Source organism: Alteribacter aurantiacus DSM 18675 (assembly GCF_000429705.1).
GTDB classification, from domain to species: Bacteria; Bacillota; Bacilli; order Bacillales; family Salisediminibacteriaceae; genus Alteribacter; species Alteribacter aurantiacus.
Genome location: NZ_KE386941.1, coordinates 1,293,153 through 1,310,994, shown reverse-complemented (window position 1 = coordinate 1,310,994; position 17,842 = coordinate 1,293,153). Strand labels below are relative to the sequence as shown.

Here is a 17,842-nt window from a genome sequence, read left to right as displayed (position 1 = left end):
GTAACAATTTAAGACGGGAGGAACGATGATGAGTGGCAAAAAAAGAGTATTGCTATGTGTAACAGGGGGTATTGCTGTTTTTAAAGCTGCAGCTTTAACGAGTAAATTATCTCAGAGTGGTTTTGATGTGAAAGTGTTAATGACAAAGTCCGCAGCTGAATTCGTTACACCTCTGACATTCCAGGCTTTATCAAGAAACCCTGTTCATATGGACACGTTTAATGAGAAAGATCCGGAAAAGATCGCTCATATCGATATTGCCGACTGGGCGGATTTGGTTATTGTTGCTCCGGCCACAGCAAATGTCATCGGTAAAATTGCTAACGGCATCGCCGATGATATGGTTACAACGACTTTATTGGCAGTGACAGCCCCTGTCATGATCGCGCCTGCCATGAATGTACATATGTATGCACATCCAGCAGTCACAAAAAACATGGATACGTTACGATCCTTCGGTTACACGTTCATTGAACCAGGAGAAGGGTTTTTAGCATGCGGGTATGAAGGGAAAGGGCGTATGGAAGAGCCGGAAGTGATTGTGAAAGAGGCGGAGGCATTCTTCTCTCAACAGCTGCATCCCCAATGGAAAGGTCGCAACGTTTTGGTCACAGCCGGACCAACACAAGAAACCATTGATCCGGTTCGTTTTTTCTCTAACCGGTCATCAGGAAAAATGGGGTATTCCATAGCAGAAGAGGCAGCAAAACGAGGAGCTACAGTCACTCTTGTTAGTGGACCGTCTTCACTTTTAGACCCTCCAGGAGTGACAACAGTCAGAGTGACCACAGCAGAAGAAATGTATGATGCGGTAATCTCTAGATACCATGATCAAGACCTCGTCATTAAATCGGCTGCAGTAGCGGATTACCGTCCAAGTGAAACGTTTGAGCAAAAAGTGAAAAAATCCAATGATGACATGACCATCCCTATGGAGCGCACGAAAGATATATTAAAAGAATTAGGTGAGAGAAAAGAACATCAAATTCTAGTCGGATTTGCAGCTGAAAGTGAGCAAGTCATAAGCTACGCTGAAAAGAAGCTCCAATCCAAGAACCTTGATATGGTGTGTGCAAACTCCATTGTCGATCCGGGTTCAGGCTTTCAAAGTAACACAAATGCGATTACCCTCATTAGACGTGATCAAGAAGCTCAATCACTACCTTTATTACAAAAGAAAGAGGTTGCAACAAAAATTTTGGACGCGGCCGATGAATTGTTCGAAGAGCGTGATAAGAGATGATTGCCAGTGTCATTGTAGATGTTGCGAGTAAGCAAACGAATAAAGCCTTCGATTATCTCGTTCCTGAACCTTTTAAAGAAACGGTTCAAGCTGGGATGAGAGTCATCGTACCGTTTGGTCCAAGAAAAGTACAAGGGTTTGTGCTGGCGATTAAACAGGAGACGGACTTCGACACATCCAAATTAAAGGAAGTAGAAGACATTGTTGACGTGAAACCAGCTCTTACAAGTGAGTTACTTGATTTGGCAGAGTGGTTAACCATAAAAACATTATGTCTACAAGTAATCGCCCTAAAGTCTATGCTTCCAGCTGCGATGAGAGCATCTTATCATAAGCGAATTCAGCTAACTAAAGAAGCGACGATAGAGGACTTAGCAGATTCATTAAAGCCTTGGTTTAGTAAAAAAGGCTATGCCATGTGGGAGGATCTTAAAAAGTCATCTGAAACCTTACTTGCAAGTGTTCAAAAAGATGTAAAGGCTGGGCACCTCTTTATAGAACCCCTCGTAAAATCGAATGAAACAAAAAAGAAAACAAGAGTCATACATACAACATGTTCTAGAGAAGAACTTGAAACAAGAGCCTTGGAATTTGAGAAGCGAGCACCGAAGCAGAGTGAGATGCTTCGTTTTTTCAAGGAAAGAAACGAACCTATTGCACAGGCAAGGCTCTTAGAACTTACAGGTACGTCCCAAGCCACAATAAAATCCCTAATATCAAAAGGAATCCTAAAGCAATCTGATGTAGAGGAGTACCGCGACCCTTATGAAGGCCGCGAATTTAACGTTTCTAAAGCGCTCCCCCTTATGGATCAGCAAGCAGAAGCCCTAAAAAAAATCCTGGCATCCGTTCATGAGAACAGACATGATACGTTTCTTGTTCACGGAATTACTGGAAGCGGTAAAACGGAAGTTTATCTTCAGGCTATTGACCATGCGCTAAAAAAAGGAAAAGAAGCGATTGTTCTCGTTCCTGAAATTAGCTTAACTCCTCAGATGGTACACAGATTCAAAGGAAGATTCGGCTCTAACGTTGCAGTCCTTCACAGTGCGTTATCAAAGGGAGAGAAATACGATGAATGGCGGAAAATACGTGATAAGGAAGTCACGGTTGTTGTTGGTGCACGCTCAGCGATCTTTGCCCCGTTTGAAAACTTGGGGATGATCATCATCGATGAGGAACATGAATCCAGCTACAAACAAGAAGAAGCCCCAAGGTATCATGCCAGAGATGTAGCTATTGAAAGAGGAAGAAGGTACGGCTGCCCAGTCATTTTAGGAAGTGCAACGCCAAGTCTTGAAAGCTTTGCTCGGGCAAAAAAAGGCGTGTACTCCTTAATCACAATGGATCGGCGAGTGAACGATGTGAAGCTCCCTGACGTAGATATTATCGATATGCGTGACGAGCTGAAAAATGGCAATCGGAGTATGTTCTCAAAAAAACTTCTCGATAGTATGAATGACCGTCTTGAGAAAAAGGAGCAAATCGTCCTCTTTTTAAACAGGCGGGGGTATTCCACATTCGTGTTGTGTCGAGACTGTGGGTATGTAGCAGAGTGTCCTCATTGCGATATTTCGCTTACGTATCACAGAGCCAATCAAACGTGTCAATGCCATTATTGCGGGTACCAAGTGACCAAGCCGAATCGATGTCCCGAGTGTGACAGTGAGCACATACGGTTCTTTGGCTCAGGTACTCAAAAAGTAGAAGAAGAATTAAAAAAGGTCCTTCCAAAAGCGAGAGTAATCCGAATGGACGTGGATACGACCCGAAGGAAAGGGTCACATGAAAAACTACTAACAAGTTTTGAAAAAGGTGAGGGAGATATCCTTTTAGGAACACAGATGATTGCAAAAGGTCTGGACTTTCCAAACATAACACTGGTTGGGGTTTTAACAGCTGATACGATGCTCCATATTCCCGATTTCAGAGCTTCTGAGAAGACCTTCCAGCTTCTTACACAAGTGAGCGGACGGGCAGGTAGGCACAGTAAACCTGGAGAAGTTGTTGTCCAGAGCTATACTCCTGAGCATTTTAGTATTCAGCTTGTAAAAGAGCATGATTATCTGTCCTTTTTTCAACGAGAAATGTATTTTAGAAAGCAAGGTGAATATCCACCGTACTTCTTTGTCACGCTGATAAACGTAAGTGCGACTGATCTAGCAACAGTTGTTTCGGTGACGGGAAAAATTGCCGATTTCTTGCGTCAATGTTTATCAGAAACAACTGTGATTCACGGGCCTGCAACGTCTGCCATCCCCCGGATCAAAGATAGATATCGCTATCAATGCATGATAAAATACAAAGTTGAACCACAGATTGTCCATGTTTTGCAAGAAATACTCAAAACCTACCAAACGGAAATGAGCAGAACAGACTTGATGATTACAATTGATACAAATCCTTACATGATGATGTAGGGAACGGTAAATACCGAACACCATGGTTAATCAATGAAAAAACAAAAAATAACAATCTATACGTAAATAGTCAAAGGAAAAGATAAAGGAGCGCTACTATAAATGAAAATTGTCTTTATGGGAACACCGGACTTCTCTGTCCCTGTTCTACAAATGCTGCTTAAGGAAGGGTATGACATAATCGGTGTGGTGACGCAGCCGGACCGTCCAAAGGGAAGAAAACGAGAGCTCACTCCTCCACCCGTGAAAGTGGAAGCCTTAAAGCATGGCTTACTTGTCCTTCAGCCTGAAAGAATTAGAAATGAGGAAGAATGGAAGAAAATTGAAATAATGGCTCCGGACCTCATCATCACTGCTGCTTTCGGTCAGATTTTACCTCAAGGGTTATTGGATGTTCCAAGACTGGGGTGTGTGAATGTTCATGCATCATTACTTCCGAAATACAGAGGCGGCGCGCCAATTCACCAGGCCGTTATTGACGGAGAAAAAGAAACGGGAATTTCAATTATGTATATGGTGGAAGCTCTCGATGCAGGAGATGTTTTGTCCCAACGAGCAATACCGATTAACGAAGAGGATCATACCGGCACATTATTTACTAAACTAAGCACGCTGGGAGCTGAGCTGTTAAAAGATACGCTTCCAAGCATTCAAGCAGAAACCATTCAAGCAGTTCCACAAGATGAAGAAAAAGTCACATTCGCCCCTAATATTACCAAAGATCAAGAAGTAGTTGACTGGGGTCAGTCTGCAAGAGACATTTACAACCACGTTAGAGGACTTCACCCATGGCCAGTTGCGTATACCACCTGGGACGGGAACCGCTTAAAGATTTGGTGGACTGATTTGGTAGATCAACGTTTTGATGAAAAACCAGGTACCGTTGTTCAAGTAGACGAGTCAGGAGTTATGGTTGTTACAGGGGACCAAAAGGCCGTTACCATCACTGATATCCAGCCTTCTGGCAAAAAACGCATGGATGCAAAAACCTTTTACCATGGACAAGGAAGTAAGCTTTTGATCGGAACAGTTTTAGGAGGAAGTCATGAGTAACGGTAACGTAAGAGAGGCAGCCCTTGATGTATTACTTAAAGTTGAAAAAAACCAGGCATACAGTCACCTGTTATTGAACGATACGATTAAAAGAAACAAGATTAGCCCCAAAGATATAGGGTTATTCACAGAGATCGTATACGGAACCATTCAGCATAAAAAAACACTGGACTTCTACATCAGCCCTTTTGTTAAAAAGCCACTCGATAAATTGGACCAGTGGGTGAAAATTCTGTTGGAACTAACTGTATATCAAACCGCTTATCTTGATCGAATCCCTGAACGCGCAGCCTTTTATGAAGCCGTTCAAATTGCCAAAAAGCGAGGCCATAAAGGAATTTCAGGAATGGTAAACGGCGTTCTTCGATCAATGCAAAGAGAAGGATTGCCTGATGTGAATGAGATTGAAGACCCCATTAAGAAGCTTGCTGTAAAAACGAGTCATCCAGAATGGCTTGTAGAACGCTGGATAAGACAGTACGGTGAAAAGAAGTGTGAAGAGATTTGTGAAGCTAATCTCCTACATCCGAAACAATCGGCGAGAGTGAACCAAACGAAAGCAACCCTGGATGAGGTCTTGAGCTTGCTCCAAGAAGAAGGCGTAACTGCTGTTCCTAGTGAGGTTATACCAGAGGCCTTAATCGTGACCAACGGTGTCCTATCTAGAACCCGAGTATTTAAAGAAGGCTTTGTTGCGATCCAAGATGAAAGTTCCATGATCGTGGCTCATGCGCTCGGTGCGAAAGAAGGAGAACATGTTCTTGATGCCTGTGCAGCACCGGGTGGAAAAAGCACACACATTGCAGAAACGATGAACAACACAGGTGTTATTCGAAGCCTTGATATTCATAAGCAAAAAGTAGCTCTCATTGAGGAACAAGCAGGACGCCTCGATTTAACCAATATTCAAGCGGAAAAGCTTGATGCCAGAAGAGCACATGAAAAGTTTGAGAAGGAAAGCTTCGATCGTATCTTAGTGGATGCCCCTTGTTCTGGACTTGGTGTGATTAAAAGGAAGCCTGATATGAAGTGGACGAAAAGTGAAGACGATGTCAAAAGGCTATCAGAGATTCAACTAGCTATTCTAAACAGCGTCTGGTCTCTTTTAAAACCCGGGGGAACCCTCGTTTACAGTACTTGTACAATAGATAGAGAAGAGAATGATCACGTAGTAGCAACGTTTCTTGAAAACGAACCAAATGCCCAGATCGATCCGCAACTGCCTAATCGATTACCAAAGAGAGTCAAGCCGCTTTTGAACGAGAAGGGATTGGTACAAGTTTTCCCAAGCGATTTCGATACAGACGGTTTCTTTATAACAGCTGTAACAAAAAAAGCGTAAGGAATACTTTTCCCCTAATGTAAAGGAGAAAAACCTTTTTTTAGCGAATAGGTACATGTTATTGGTTTGCAGTATGGGAGTGTTATAGAAAGAGGGGATCAATCATGAAAGCTGTCTTAAGGACAGATGTAGGGCAAGTGAGGGCTCATAATGAAGACGATGGGGCTTACGCTTACAATTCGAAAAATCAAATGCTTGTTGTCGTTGCTGATGGAATGGGAGGACATCAAGCAGGAGATGTTGCTAGTCAGATGACAAAGGTATCGATGGTGAGTAAGTGGAACGGTACTGGAGAGTTTACTAAACCTTCTGATGCAGAGCAGTGGCTTCGACATTCGATCCACGAGATTAATGCTGAGCTCTATCGTCATGCGATGGATGAGGCAGATTGTCAAGGGATGGGTACAACGGTTGTTGCTGCTATTTGTACAGATGAGTTTGTCACAGTGGCACATGTTGGTGATTCTAGAATTTACTTAAAAACAAATACATCGTTCAGACAATTGACTGAAGATCATTCTCTCGTAGGGGAGTTAGTAAAGTCGGGTCAAATTTCGGAAGATGAGGCAATGCATCATCCGAGACGCAACGTCGTTTTGAGGGCACTTGGAACAGAAGCAAGTGTAAATGTCGACGTCGAATCAATTGGCTGGGAAGAAGGAGATGCCCTTTTATTATGTACGGATGGCCTAACAGATAAAGTTCAAAGTCATGAAATTGAGCATTATATGAATAGAGGTACCTCTCTCCAAGAGACGGCCGAGGAATTGATTCGAGTAGCCAACGAACGAGGCGGAGAGGATAATGTGACCATTGCAATTGTACGACTGGAATTACCGATAGAGGGCGTGGACCAAACATGATTGGAAAACGTCTTAGCCAACGTTACAAGATATTAAAGCTCATCGGCGGCGGAGGCATGGCAGATGTTTATTTGGCACATGATATTATTCTTGATCGGGATGTTGCAGTAAAGGTTTTGAAAAACCAATTCTCCCAAGATAACGATTTTATCCGCAGGTTTAGAAGAGAAGCAGAAGCGGCATCAAGCCTTTCTCATCCAAATGTTGTGAATATTTATGATGTGGGTGAAGAAGACAATCTCTATTATATCGTAATGGAATATGTAGATGGTCCTACGTTAAAACAATATATAAACGAACAAGATGGTTTAAAAGTTGACGTAGCAGTCCGCATCATGAAGGATTTATCATCGGCAATCGCACACGCTCACCTTAACCGCATCATTCATAGAGATATTAAACCGCACAATATTTTGATTGGGCCTGACGGAACACCAAAAATTACGGATTTTGGTATTGCCAGGGCAATTAGTGAGGCTACCATTACCCACACGAACTCAATCTTGGGATCAGTGCACTATTTATCTCCGGAGCAAGCTCGAGGTGGACATGTCACTTATAAATCCGATATTTATTCTCTTGGAATCGTCCTGTATGAAATGTTGGCAGGTCAGGTTCCCTTTAACGGAGACACTGCCGTATCGATTGCGATTAAACATTTGCAAACACCACTTCCTTCAATAAGAAAAGTAAAACCACACATTCCTCAAAGTGTGGAGAATGCAATTATAAAAGCAACTGCAAAAGACCCAATTGACCGTTATGCAACTGCGTCTGATATGGAATCGGATTTAAACACGGTTCTAAGTGCCTCGCGTGTCAATGAAAGTACTTATGTTATTGGTGGACTGAACGAAGCCCAAACGGAGGCCATCCCTATTGTCACACCTCCTGATAAGAGTGACAAACAAGAAGAGACGATGATTGCTGGAACCCCTCTTGTTCAAGCAAAAGCTTTGGAAAGTAAAAAAGACCCCTCTGTTAAGAAAAAAGGGGGCTGGAAAAAGTGGCTCACAGCGATGATTATTATTTTTGTTTTATTACTTGGGTCTGTGTTTGTAGCCTTCACATGGTTACCCCAATGGCTCCACGTGGATGAAGTAACCATACCTGATCATCTTGAAGGAATGGAAGCGGATGAGGCAGCAGAGCAGCTTATTGATATGGATCTTCGTGTACAGATCGACGAGTTCCCTCATGACGAAGTACCTGAAGGCTCCGTAATCAGTCACTATCCAAGAGCGGGGACGTCAGTAAAGGTAGATACCTTGGTCACGTTAAGAGTAAGTGAAGGTGCGGCTGAAGTGCCCATGGATGACGTTATTGGAATGTCGTTACCCGAAGCCGAACAGGTATTAGGTGACTATAGAGAGGTTGAGGTTCAAACGAGAGTGGATGACACCGTAGAAGATGAAACGATACTTGAGCAGTGGCCGGAAGCTGGGCAACAAGTGATCATGAACGAAACGACAGTCAGGCTTATCGTAAGTGAAAAGCCGGTCATGGTCATGAGGAACTTAATAGGCTACTCAAGAGAAGAAGTCATGGCCTATATTTCGGAAGAATCGCTTCTATCGGCCACTTTCGAAGAACGATATAGCGATAGTGTTTCAGAAGGGACCGTCATTTCACACGATCCGAGTAGAGGTACTGAAATAGATGAGATTACAAGAGTAACTGTTATATTCTCTCTTGGACCTGAGCCTCAGGCAGAAGAAGACGAAGGTGAATTGGAAGGATCACAAGAGGAAGAACCTTTAGAAGAAGAGCAGGTTCCAATTGAACAAGAGGTCCCGTTAACTATAGAATTCCCTGAAGATCTAGAAGAACCACTTTCTGTAAGGATTGAGCGTTTGGATTCTACAACGGATGAAGCAACAGTAGTTGTAGAAGAAGAAGTGGAAGAGTCGACAACCTTTTTGATTCCTATGGTATTGGATGATGAAGATGAAATTGGATACGTATTCCTGTATTATAATGGCGAGGAACAAGATTCAAGCCCGATGGCTTATACGTACGAAGATCTATTGGAAATTGAAAATAACGGACAATAGCTCACCGTGAAGGAGGTTTGCATGGCAGAAGGACGGATTATAAAAGCGTTGAGCGGCTTTTACTATGTTGAAAACGAAAATGGAATCTTTCAATGCCGGGGACGAGGGAACTTTCGTAAACGAAAGATTACTCCATTGGTCGGGGATAGAGTCGAATTTGAAGCTGAAAACAAAACGGATGGTTATGTTCTTGAGGTACACGAAAGAGAAAACCAGCTTGTAAGACCACCGATATCAAATGTGGAACAAGCGGTTCTTGTTTTTTCCACACAAGAGCCTGATTTCAGCCCCTTATTGCTAGATAAGTTTTTGGTACACGTAGAGGCTAATGAAATTGAACCACTTATTTGTTTGTCTAAAATCGATTTGCTCGACGAACAAAAAGAAGAAAAGATGAACGAAGCAGAAGCGATGTACAAGGAACTTGGTTACACGGTGATTAGTACATCTATCTATGTGGATGAAACCATTGAAATGCTAAGGCCTTTTCTTCGTGGCAGAGTGTCAGTGTTTGCAGGCCAATCAGGCGTTGGTAAAAGCTCATTACTGAACGCGCTGAAACCAGACTTAAATCTGGCAACTGACAAGATTTCGAAAAGTTTAGGTCGAGGAAAGCATACTACACGTCATGTGGAACTTATTCCTGTAGATGATGGCTATGTAGCAGATACGCCAGGGTTCAGCTCATTGGATTTTGAGGGAATGGATGTGGAAGGGCTCACCTACACTTTTCCTGAAATGAGAAAGCGTATGAACGACTGTAAATTTAGAGGGTGTACCCATATTAATGAGCCAAAATGTGCGGTTAAACAAGCGGTTGAGACAGGGGAAGTCAAGAGGTCCCGCTATGACCATTATCTTCAATTCGCTGAAGAAATAAAAAACCAAAAGCGGAGGTACTAATCATCATGACAAAAATAGCACCATCGATATTATCAGCTGATTTTGCAAAGCTTGGGAATGAAATAAAAGAGGTAGAACAAGGGGGAGCCGATTACATCCACGTCGATGTAATGGACGGGCATTTTGTGCCAAACATTACAATCGGACCTTTAATTGTGGATGCCATTCGTCCAATTACCAATCTTCCATTGGATGTTCATTTGATGATTGAGAACCCTGATCAATATATTCCGGAGTTTGCAAAAGCGGGAGCAGACATTATCTCCGTTCATGTTGAAGCTTGTCCCCATTTGCACCGAACCGTTCATTTGATAAAAGAGGAAGGGGTTAAAGCAGGGGTAGTCCTTAATCCTGCGACACCTGTTGAGACGATCCAACATGTCATTGATGATGTAGACCTCATTCTACTAATGACCGTTAATCCGGGCTTTGGTGGTCAGTCCTTCATTCACAGTGTTGTCCCTAAAATTGCTCAAGTGAAAGAAATGTGTGACCGTGCTGGGCGTAAGGATATGGATATTGAAATTGATGGTGGTGTGAATCCGGAGACGGCACGTCTTTGTGTAGAGGCGGGGGCCAATGTCTTGGTAGCCGGTTCTGCCATTTACAATCAATCCGATCGAAAACAAGCCATTGAACAAATTCGCGGTTAACGTTATAATGAAGTCTATTAAAATTTCATGTTAACCCACGAGGGGAGTCTTTAGAAAGGCTGAGAGGAAGCTGTGATCGCTTCGACCCTTTGAACCTGTAAGTTCACACTTGCGCAGGGATGTGGTTTGCTTTCTTGCGTAGAAAAGCAGCTGCATTTGTGCAGTTGCTTTTTTTTTCTTTACGAATTTACGTTTTCCTATATGTGCATGATTCTGTTTTGGGAGATTTCCTTTTTTTTCCTAGTCCAGCGTTTTTGTTCATGTAGTGGGAATAACAATAAGGAGAGAATGTATGAATAATCGATCAAAAGTAGTTGTAATGGCTGAAGTAGCACTGATGGGAGCAATTGGATTTTTACTCGATTTCTTGAGCTTTGGATTAGCATGGCTACAAGGAGGGTCTATCTCTCTAATGATGCTTCCGATTTTTATTATGGCGTTTAGAAGAGGATTGAAAGCTGGCCTTGCAACTGGGCTGATTGTAGGTTTACTAAACCTTTCATTCAACCCGTTTATCGTTCATCCGGCGCAAGCGATTCTTGACTACCCTGTAGCCTTTCTTGTGGTCGGTTTTGCAGGGCTGTTTGCTTTTAGTGAACAAACGAGTGCCGGAAAGAGAGTCACAATGATTTTTTTAGGGGTGTTTTTTGGTACGTTGCTCCGCTTTACCGCACACTTCTTTTCGGGTGTGATTTGGATTGATGTGTTTGCCCCTGATGCAGCAAATGCATACATTTACTCATTTGTTTATAACATTACGTATTTGGCACCATCATTTGTAATCACGTTATTGGTGATGATTTTCTTAATGAAAGCAAATAAACGTATTTTACATGCATCATCATAAAGGGAGCGCTTTCGGATGGATATTGCGATTATGGCAGGTGGGCCTAAAGAATTTGTGCCCTTCTATGAAACGTTAAAGGAAAGACATAAAGAAGCGGTTTGGTTTGGTGTAGATCGTGGTGTGTTTCGCCTTTTAAAGAACGGAATTGTTCCAAATGAAGCATTTGGAGACTTTGATTCTGTTTCAGCCACTGAGATGGAGTGGATAAATAAAAAGGCTGTTTCCTTAAATGTTTACCCACAAGAAAAAAATGAAACGGATCTTGAAATTGCTTTGACCGAAGCGATCAATCGTTCACCAGATCACATTTACCTTTACGGTTGCACTGGAGGTAGGCTCGATCATTTGTTTGCAAACGTCCACCTCCTTTTTAAAGGGGTCGAAAACGGTGTTGACGTGACGATTGTGGATCGTCAAAACCAGATTGAATTAAAGGCTCCAGGGACGTATGCAGTAAACTGTACTCAGGGGTCGTATTTTTCATGTATTCCACTTTCCTCTCAAGTGGAAGGGCTTTCGATGAGCGGTTTCAAGTATACCCTTGATGATCATACTCTTACCCAAGGTACAACCTTGTGTGTGAGTAATGAGTTGGTTGAAAATGTAGGGCGTGTCACGTTTAAGGAAGGGTATTTGTTGTTTATGGAGACCGTTGACGATTAAAAAATGGTACTATTTTTCATGTCGTGAATATACTTGTAATAACGAAGCACGTTATCTTACATCCATTTTACATTAGGAATAGGCGGGAGCTCACTCAAGGAGGGGGAAACATGAAGTTTTATACGATCAAATTGCCCAAGTTTTTAGGCGGTGTCGTTCGGGCGATGCTGGGGACGTTCAAAAAGGGGTAATACTCACCTGTTCAGAAAGGACGGAGGATTGGGGTGTACGATCCCGTTTCCTCCTTTTTGAACCCGCACTTTCTTTAGACATACAAAAAACGGCGCCCTCATGGTCGCCGTTTTTTCGTGTGTTCATAAGCGTTTATTGTAGTTATGTTGAGTGGTGACCCATGGTCACACACGATTATACGCGCTGAACTTTTCCTGATTTTAACGCTCGCGCTGATACATATACGCGCTTAGGCTTACCATCAACCAGGATGCGTACTTTTTGAACGTTAGCACCCCAGCGGCGCTTCGTTGCGTTCAATGCGTGAGAACGTTTGTTACCGGAGCTAGGTCCGCGACCAGTTACTACACATCTACGTGCCATAATAATTTCCCTCCTTCATTAAAAACGAACATTGCAGACAATCATCTTAAGTTGCAATAAAATACTAAGTAATCTTAGCATAGCCCTATATATATTTCAAGAGGATATGAAGGGTTTATCAAGGAAAAATTCTTGACACCATAACCAACAATGAGGAAATCGTTTCCACATTAATCTTTTAACAGAAATAATTCGATAGTAATGCAGTAGGGGAAGCGTGAAGGAGACTCGTAAAAAATCAGGTTACAAGGTTTTCAAACGTGGTGTGAAGTTTGAATAGGGTTCGATTAGACTATAGACATGTGTTGGTGACTTTTACACAGGTTAGCTGCGTTTTTATGAAAAAACCACCTTTTTTCGAGAATTTCCCTATCATATCGGCAAAAATCAAAGGTTTTCTTTTAAAATAAAGGAGAGTATAGTAAAATGACGATAGCCAAAGAAGGCAAAACCAAAAGGAGGCTTTTGGCATGACTATTGAAATGAAAACGAACTATGGAAAAATTGATGTATCGAGAGAAGTTGTTGCCGTGATCGCAGGCGGAGCAGCCATTGACTGCTATGGTATTGTAGGAATGGCTTCACAAAAACAACTAAAAGACGGCATTACCGACCTTTTGGGTAAAGAAAATTTAAGCCGCGGTGTTGTCATTCGTGAAGAAAACGATGAGATACAAATTGACATGTACATTATTGTCAGTTACGGTACGAAGATTTCAGAGGTCGCACACAACGTACAATCCAAAGTTAAATATCAGCTTGAGCAAATGCTCGGACTAGTGGTTGACTCGGTTAACATATTTGTACAAGGTGTACGAGTGACCAATCCATAGGGCGATTAGAGTTAGGAGGAACATCAGTGACTATCAAGACGATTGAAGGTAAGAAACTTGCCGAAATGCTACTGGAAGGAGCAAACAACCTTTCAAACAACTCAAAGGCAATTGATGCACTCAATGTGTTTCCTGTGCCAGACGGTGATACAGGGACAAACATGAACCTAACGATCACATCCGGTGTGAAAGAGGTTAAACAAATGAGTGGGGCTTCAGTAGCTGAAGTAGCAGGAACATTTGCTAAAGGACTATTGATGGGGGCCAGAGGAAACTCAGGAGTTATTTTATCCCAGTTGTTCCGTGGGTTTTCTAAGTCAGTTGAAGGGAAAGAAACTCTTTCTGCTAAAGACTTGAGTGCAGGTTTCGATTACGGAGTAGAGATGGCTTATAAGGCCGTAATGAAACCGGTTGAAGGAACGATCCTTACAGTAGCGAAAGATGCAGCGAAACGCGGTGTTGAATTTGCAAAGAACGAGGACGACTGCATTGCCGTAATGGAAGAAGTACTAAAAGAATCAAAAGCTTCACTTGAAAGAACGCCTGATCTTCTACCGGTTCTAAAAGAAGTAGGGGTTGTAGATTCAGGTGGTCAAGGACTTGTTACCATTTACGAAGGGTTTCTTGCTGTACTTAAAGGGGAAAAGGTAACTACCACTATTCAACAGGCTCCATCTATGGACGAGCTTGTTAAAGTAGAGCACCACCAGTCCGCCCAGAGCCATATGTCAACTGAAGACATCGAGTTCGGCTACTGTACGGAAGTGATGGTTAAGTTCGAATCTGAAAAAACAGAAGCGCATCCATATGATGAAGATACTTTCCGTAATAAGCTAAGTGAATACGGTGATTCTCTTCTCGTCGTTTCTGATGAAGATTTGTTGAAAATTCACATCCATGCAGAGCACCCGGGAAATGTCATCACTGCAGCACAACAATACGGCGCTCTCACACACGTGAAAATAGAGAATATGCGTGAACAACACACGACTATTTTAGAGAACCAAATGAAAGAAGAGCTCGGAGCGTCCATACATAAAGAAGAGGCGAAGAAAGAAAAAGAGGAATACGCAATAATTACAGTAGCCATGGGCGAAGGTATTGCTTCTTTATTTAAAGGACTTGGTGCAACAGGCGTTATTCAAGGTGGACAAACGATGAACCCTTCAACAGAAGACTTCGTTAAAGCCATTGAAGAAGCGAATGCAAAGAAAATCATTCTTTTACCGAACAATTCAAATATCATTATGGCCGCTGATCAAGTAACCAGCGTTGTAGATGAAGAAGTTGTTGTGGTACCTTCCAAATCGGTACCACAAGGTCTTGCTTCACTTCTTGCTTTCAATCCGACAACAGATCTCGAAGGAAACAAAGAGACGATGACGGAGGCTATGGCTGATGTGAAAACAGGAGAAGTTACCTATGCCGTACGTGATACGAGCCTTAACGGCGTTGATATCAAAAAAGGCGACTTTATGGGTATTGAAGGTAAGAAAATTATTACCACCGGTCCTAAAGTCCAAGAGGTAGCAAAGCGACTGCTCGACTCTATGGTTGATGAAGACAGTGAAATCGTGACAATCATTCAAGGGGAAGATCGTTCAGAGGAAGAAGCTAGTGAACTTGTCGCATATTTAGAAGAGCGTTATGAAGATGTTGAAGTGGAAGTTCACAGCGGAAACCAACCACTTTATTCCTACATTGTTAGTGTAGAGTAGCATCATTTTAAAGGGGGTTGCACAAGTGGGTAAAGTAAAGATTGTTACAGATTCAACCGCAGATATACCAAAAGAGCTTGTTGAAGAATTGGATATTACAGTGGTTCCCTTAAAAGTACATTTTGGGGACGACATGTTCGAAGATGGAATAAACCTTACCCCGGAAGAATTTTATAACAAACTCGATGAAAGTAATTTAATGCCAAGCACCTCACAACCAACCCCTTTCCAATTCGAAGAGGAGTACAAGAGGCTGGCTGGGAATGATGAGGATGTTTCCATTTTATCGATTCATTTAAGTTCCAGACTAAGTGGGACATACCAATCGGCTCACATCGCCTCTTTGGAATTGGAAAATGATGTAGACATCACTGTTATTGATTCTAAGAAAGCATCATATGCAATTGGAATTATGGTCACAGAAGTCGCTCGTTTGGCCAAAGAAGGTGCTGATAAACGGGCGTGTGAACGCCGCATGAACGAGTTATTACACGATACTTCCGTCTTTTTTATGGTCGATACGCTAGAATATTTGGAGAAGAACGGAAGAATCGGTAAGGCTTCAGCTATGCTTGGCTCACTTCTCAAGATCAAGCCTATTCTTTCATTGAACGACGATGGGGAGGTTTTCCCGTATGAAAAAGCGAGAGGGCAAAAAAAGGCCTTGGGGAAAATCTACAAGGAGCTGGAAACTCGATTTGGAACAGACCAGGTTTATGTTGGGATTTCTCACGCTAAAGCATATGAAGAAGCTGCTGTCATCATGAAAGAGCTTGAGGACCGATTGAACGTCACTTCATCAGTTATGACATCGATTGGCCCCGTTATCGGAGCCCACGTAGGCCCGGGTACCATTTCGATTAGTGTGACAAAATCATAAAGATACATTTGTGAAAAGCCTGCCTGTTATGGGTGGGTTTTTTATGTTTATTTTATCGATTGAGTTGAGCGGTTTGTTGCGGTTTGTTCATTGACTTTGGGATTTATCGATCGAGTTGAGTGTTTTGTTCACCGACTTCACTTGTGTTTTGTATTTACCAAAAAACGATGATAGCCCTTTCAGTAAGGATTTGTTACGATAGGGGAGGAGTATGACAAAATTGGGATGTTTTTTATATAGAGGAGGTAAGACACATGAAATTCCGCAGTGTCTTTGATATTATTGGTCCGGTTATGGTAGGGCCTTCTAGTTCGCATACCGCTGGTGCCGCGAGAATAGGTCTTGTTGCAAGACATTTGTTTCAAACGGAACCAGATTGGGCGGATATCCATTTATACGGCTCATTCGCAAAAACCTATCAGGGACACGGAACCGATGTGGCTCTAGTGGGAGGCTTGTTGGGGTTTGACACCTACGACGAAAGAATTCCCCAATCTTTGAAATTGGCCAAAGACAAAAAGATAAACGTACAGTTCATTGAAGAACCTGACGAACATGATCACCCCAATACCGTGAAAATTCGATTAGGTAAAGGGAATGATAAAATGGAGTTGGTGGGAATTTCGATCGGAGGCGGTAAGGTAGAAGTCAAGGAACTTAATGGCTTTAAGCTTCGTTTGAGTGGGAATCACCCAGCCATACTTGTCGTTCATAACGATCGTTACGGTGCGATTGCTTCTGTTTCTGCCGTGCTGGCTAAAAATGAAATTAATATTGGGCACATGGAAGTGTCAAGAAAAAATAAAGGTCAAGAAGCTCTTATGGTGATTGAAGTAGACCAAAACGTGAGTGATGAACTGTTAAATGAAGTAGGGGCTCTTGCTTCCGTTGATAAAGTAACTAAAATTCATGACTAAAAAGGAGTGCCCGACATGTTTCAAAACGTTCAACAACTCATTGAATTAACTGATGAAAAGAAGATTTCAATTTCTGAAGCCATGATCCTTCAGGAAATGGAAGTCCATGATCGCTCTAGAGAAGAGATTATTAAACAAATGGACCGAAACTTAACTGTGATGGAACAGGCTGTAAAAAGAGGTATTGAAGAAGAAGTGAAAAGTGTCTCTGGCCTTACAGGTGGGGCTGGTAAGAAACTTTATGAATATATGCAAAAAAATGAAACGTTAGCCGGAGACCTTCTCTTGGATGCTGTTGCTAAAGCGATGGCAACAAATGAAGTGAACGCAGCAATGGGGACAATTTGCGCAACGCCAACAGCTGGTTCTGCCGGTGTTGTTCCTGGTGCCTTGTTCGCTGTGAAAAAGAAATTAAATCCAAGTCGCGATCAAATGATTCGTTTCTTGTTCACTAGTGGAGCATTTGGATACGTTGTAGCAAACAATGCCTCCATTTCAGGAGCTGCAGGAGGATGCCAAGCTGAAGTTGGTTCTGCAACAGGGATGGCTGCTGCTGCCGTTGTAGAAATGGCAGGTGGAACCCCAAGGCAGTCGGCAGAAGCGATGGCCATTGCTTTAAAGAATATGCTTGGTCTCGTATGTGACCCGGTAGCAGGTTTAGTTGAAGTCCCTTGTGTGAAACGGAATGCTTTTGGAGCATCGAATGCGATTGTGGCAGCAGATATGGCTCTTGCCGGAATTACTAGTCGGATTCCAACTGATGAAGTGATTGACGCTATGTACAAAATTGGCCAATCCATGCCATCTGCATTAAGAGAAACGGCTGAAGGGGGGCTTGCGGCGACACCGACCGGAAGAAGGTTGCAGCAGGAGATATTCGGGAAGACGCCGCGATAAT

17 protein-coding genes and 1 riboswitch are annotated in these 17,842 nt (G+C 42.6%); of the genes, 16 read left to right on the top strand and 1 reads right to left on the bottom strand.

Translation table 11 applies throughout. From position 1 onward, the window contains the following. The first annotated feature begins 25 nt into the window (after positions 1 to 25). The 11 genes from coaBC (at position 26) to spoVM (ending at position 12,232) form a co-directional block, all read left to right on the top strand. The gene (gene coaBC, locus G476_RS0109825; protein ID WP_026689955.1) at positions 26 to 1,243 is read left to right on the top strand and encodes a bifunctional phosphopantothenoylcysteine decarboxylase/phosphopantothenate--cysteine ligase CoaBC; all 1,218 of its coding nucleotides are present in this window, start codon (positions 26 to 28) and stop codon (positions 1,241 to 1,243) included. Then, on the top strand, positions 1,240 to 3,663 hold the full coding sequence (priA, locus tag G476_RS0109820; protein ID WP_026689954.1) for a primosomal protein N': 2,424 nt from the start codon (positions 1,240 to 1,242) through the stop codon (positions 3,661 to 3,663). The genes coaBC and priA overlap by 4 nt, the downstream gene beginning before the upstream one ends. A 102-nt stretch (positions 3,664 to 3,765) precedes the next feature. Then, complete coding sequence (gene fmt, locus G476_RS0109815) at positions 3,766 to 4,716, top strand: methionyl-tRNA formyltransferase (protein ID WP_026689953.1); 951 nt, start codon at positions 3,766 to 3,768, stop codon at positions 4,714 to 4,716. Beyond that, positions 4,709 to 6,058 carry a 16S rRNA (cytosine(967)-C(5))-methyltransferase RsmB gene (rsmB, locus tag G476_RS0109810; protein ID WP_026689952.1) on the top strand — a complete coding sequence of 450 codons (1,350 nt, stop codon included), beginning with the start codon at positions 4,709 to 4,711 and terminating at the stop codon, positions 6,056 to 6,058. Before fmt ends, rsmB begins: the two co-directional genes overlap by 8 nt. A gap of 104 nt (positions 6,059 to 6,162) precedes the next feature. Further along, on the top strand, positions 6,163 to 6,921 hold the full coding sequence (locus tag G476_RS0109805; RefSeq protein ID WP_026689951.1) for a Stp1/IreP family PP2C-type Ser/Thr phosphatase: 759 nt from the start codon (positions 6,163 to 6,165) through the stop codon (positions 6,919 to 6,921). Then, positions 6,918 to 8,975 (top strand): Stk1 family PASTA domain-containing Ser/Thr kinase, encoded by a 2,058-nt coding sequence (gene pknB, locus G476_RS0109800; RefSeq protein ID WP_026689950.1) that lies wholly within the window; start codon positions 6,918 to 6,920, stop codon positions 8,973 to 8,975. The genes G476_RS0109805 and pknB overlap by 4 nt, the downstream gene beginning before the upstream one ends. A 21-nt stretch (positions 8,976 to 8,996) precedes the next feature. Beyond that, positions 8,997 to 9,878 carry a ribosome small subunit-dependent GTPase A gene (gene rsgA / locus G476_RS0109795; RefSeq protein WP_026689949.1) on the top strand — a complete coding sequence of 294 codons (882 nt, stop codon included), beginning with the start codon at positions 8,997 to 8,999 and terminating at the stop codon, positions 9,876 to 9,878. 5 nt (positions 9,879 to 9,883) lie between these two features. Beyond that, positions 9,884 to 10,531 (top strand): ribulose-phosphate 3-epimerase, encoded by a 648-nt coding sequence (gene rpe / locus G476_RS0109790; protein WP_026689948.1) that lies wholly within the window; start codon positions 9,884 to 9,886, stop codon positions 10,529 to 10,531. A 30-nt stretch (positions 10,532 to 10,561) separates the two neighbouring features. Continuing rightward, positions 10,562 to 10,668, top strand: a riboswitch (TPP riboswitch). Between the two features lie 155 nt (positions 10,669 to 10,823). After that, entirely contained in the window at positions 10,824 to 11,378 is a 555-nt protein-coding gene (gene thiT, locus G476_RS0109785; protein WP_026689947.1) for an energy-coupled thiamine transporter ThiT, read from the top strand. 15 nt (positions 11,379 to 11,393) lie between these two features. Then, entirely contained in the window at positions 11,394 to 12,041 is a 648-nt protein-coding gene (locus G476_RS0109780; RefSeq protein ID WP_026689946.1) for a thiamine diphosphokinase, read from the top strand. A gap of 110 nt (positions 12,042 to 12,151) precedes the next feature. Continuing rightward, the gene (gene spoVM, locus G476_RS21680) at positions 12,152 to 12,232 is read left to right on the top strand and encodes a stage V sporulation protein SpoVM (protein ID WP_035186353.1); all 81 of its coding nucleotides are present in this window, start codon (positions 12,152 to 12,154) and stop codon (positions 12,230 to 12,232) included. Positions 12,233 to 12,407: 175 nt separating this feature from the next. Here the strand turns inward: spoVM and rpmB are convergent, their stop codons facing one another. After that, a complete protein-coding gene (gene rpmB, locus G476_RS0109770) occupies positions 12,408 to 12,596 on the bottom strand; it encodes a 50S ribosomal protein L28 (RefSeq protein ID WP_026689945.1) in 189 nt (62 codons plus the stop codon). A 470-nt stretch (positions 12,597 to 13,066) separates the two neighbouring features. Between rpmB and G476_RS0109765 the strand changes: the two genes are divergently transcribed. The 5 genes from G476_RS0109765 (at position 13,067) to sdaAA (ending at position 17,841) form a co-directional block, all read left to right on the top strand. Then, positions 13,067 to 13,429 (top strand): Asp23/Gls24 family envelope stress response protein, encoded by a 363-nt coding sequence (locus G476_RS0109765; RefSeq protein ID WP_026689944.1) that lies wholly within the window; start codon positions 13,067 to 13,069, stop codon positions 13,427 to 13,429. A gap of 26 nt (positions 13,430 to 13,455) precedes the next feature. Beyond that, positions 13,456 to 15,147: a DAK2 domain-containing protein gene (locus G476_RS0109760; RefSeq protein ID WP_026689943.1), complete on the top strand. Its 1,692-nt coding sequence runs from the start codon at positions 13,456 to 13,458 to the stop codon at positions 15,145 to 15,147. A gap of 25 nt (positions 15,148 to 15,172) precedes the next feature. Continuing rightward, positions 15,173 to 16,027, top strand: a complete 855-nt coding sequence (locus G476_RS0109755) for a DegV family protein (protein ID WP_026689942.1) — start codon at positions 15,173 to 15,175, stop codon at positions 16,025 to 16,027. 254 nt (positions 16,028 to 16,281) lie between these two features. Continuing rightward, entirely contained in the window at positions 16,282 to 16,944 is a 663-nt protein-coding gene (gene sdaAB / locus G476_RS0109750; RefSeq protein ID WP_026689941.1) for an L-serine ammonia-lyase, iron-sulfur-dependent subunit beta, read from the top strand. A gap of 15 nt (positions 16,945 to 16,959) precedes the next feature. Further along, the gene (gene sdaAA, locus G476_RS0109745) at positions 16,960 to 17,841 is read left to right on the top strand and encodes an L-serine ammonia-lyase, iron-sulfur-dependent, subunit alpha (protein WP_026689940.1); all 882 of its coding nucleotides are present in this window, start codon (positions 16,960 to 16,962) and stop codon (positions 17,839 to 17,841) included. The last annotated feature ends 1 nt before the right edge of the window (position 17,842 follow it).

Coding starts and splice junctions, on each gene's coding strand:
- coaBC (WP_026689955.1), top strand. CDS start 26: ATGATGAGTGGCAAAAAAAGAGTATTGCTATGTGTAACAGGGGGTATT.
- priA (WP_026689954.1), top strand. CDS start 1,240: ATGATTGCCAGTGTCATTGTAGATGTTGCGAGTAAGCAAACGAATAAA.
- fmt (WP_026689953.1), top strand. CDS start 3,766: ATGAAAATTGTCTTTATGGGAACACCGGACTTCTCTGTCCCTGTTCTA.
- rsmB (WP_026689952.1), top strand. CDS start 4,709: ATGAGTAACGGTAACGTAAGAGAGGCAGCCCTTGATGTATTACTTAAA.
- G476_RS0109805 (WP_026689951.1), top strand. CDS start 6,163: ATGAAAGCTGTCTTAAGGACAGATGTAGGGCAAGTGAGGGCTCATAAT.
- pknB (WP_026689950.1), top strand. CDS start 6,918: ATGATTGGAAAACGTCTTAGCCAACGTTACAAGATATTAAAGCTCATC.
- rsgA (WP_026689949.1), top strand. CDS start 8,997: ATGGCAGAAGGACGGATTATAAAAGCGTTGAGCGGCTTTTACTATGTT.
- rpe (WP_026689948.1), top strand. CDS start 9,884: ATGACAAAAATAGCACCATCGATATTATCAGCTGATTTTGCAAAGCTT.
- thiT (WP_026689947.1), top strand. CDS start 10,824: ATGAATAATCGATCAAAAGTAGTTGTAATGGCTGAAGTAGCACTGATG.
- G476_RS0109780 (WP_026689946.1), top strand. CDS start 11,394: ATGGATATTGCGATTATGGCAGGTGGGCCTAAAGAATTTGTGCCCTTC.
- spoVM (WP_035186353.1), top strand. CDS start 12,152: ATGAAGTTTTATACGATCAAATTGCCCAAGTTTTTAGGCGGTGTCGTT.
- rpmB (WP_026689945.1), bottom strand. CDS start 12,596: ATGGCACGTAGATGTGTAGTAACTGGTCGCGGACCTAGCTCCGGTAAC.
- G476_RS0109765 (WP_026689944.1), top strand. CDS start 13,067: ATGACTATTGAAATGAAAACGAACTATGGAAAAATTGATGTATCGAGA.
- sdaAB (WP_026689941.1), top strand. CDS start 16,282: ATGAAATTCCGCAGTGTCTTTGATATTATTGGTCCGGTTATGGTAGGG.
- sdaAA (WP_026689940.1), top strand. CDS start 16,960: ATGTTTCAAAACGTTCAACAACTCATTGAATTAACTGATGAAAAGAAG.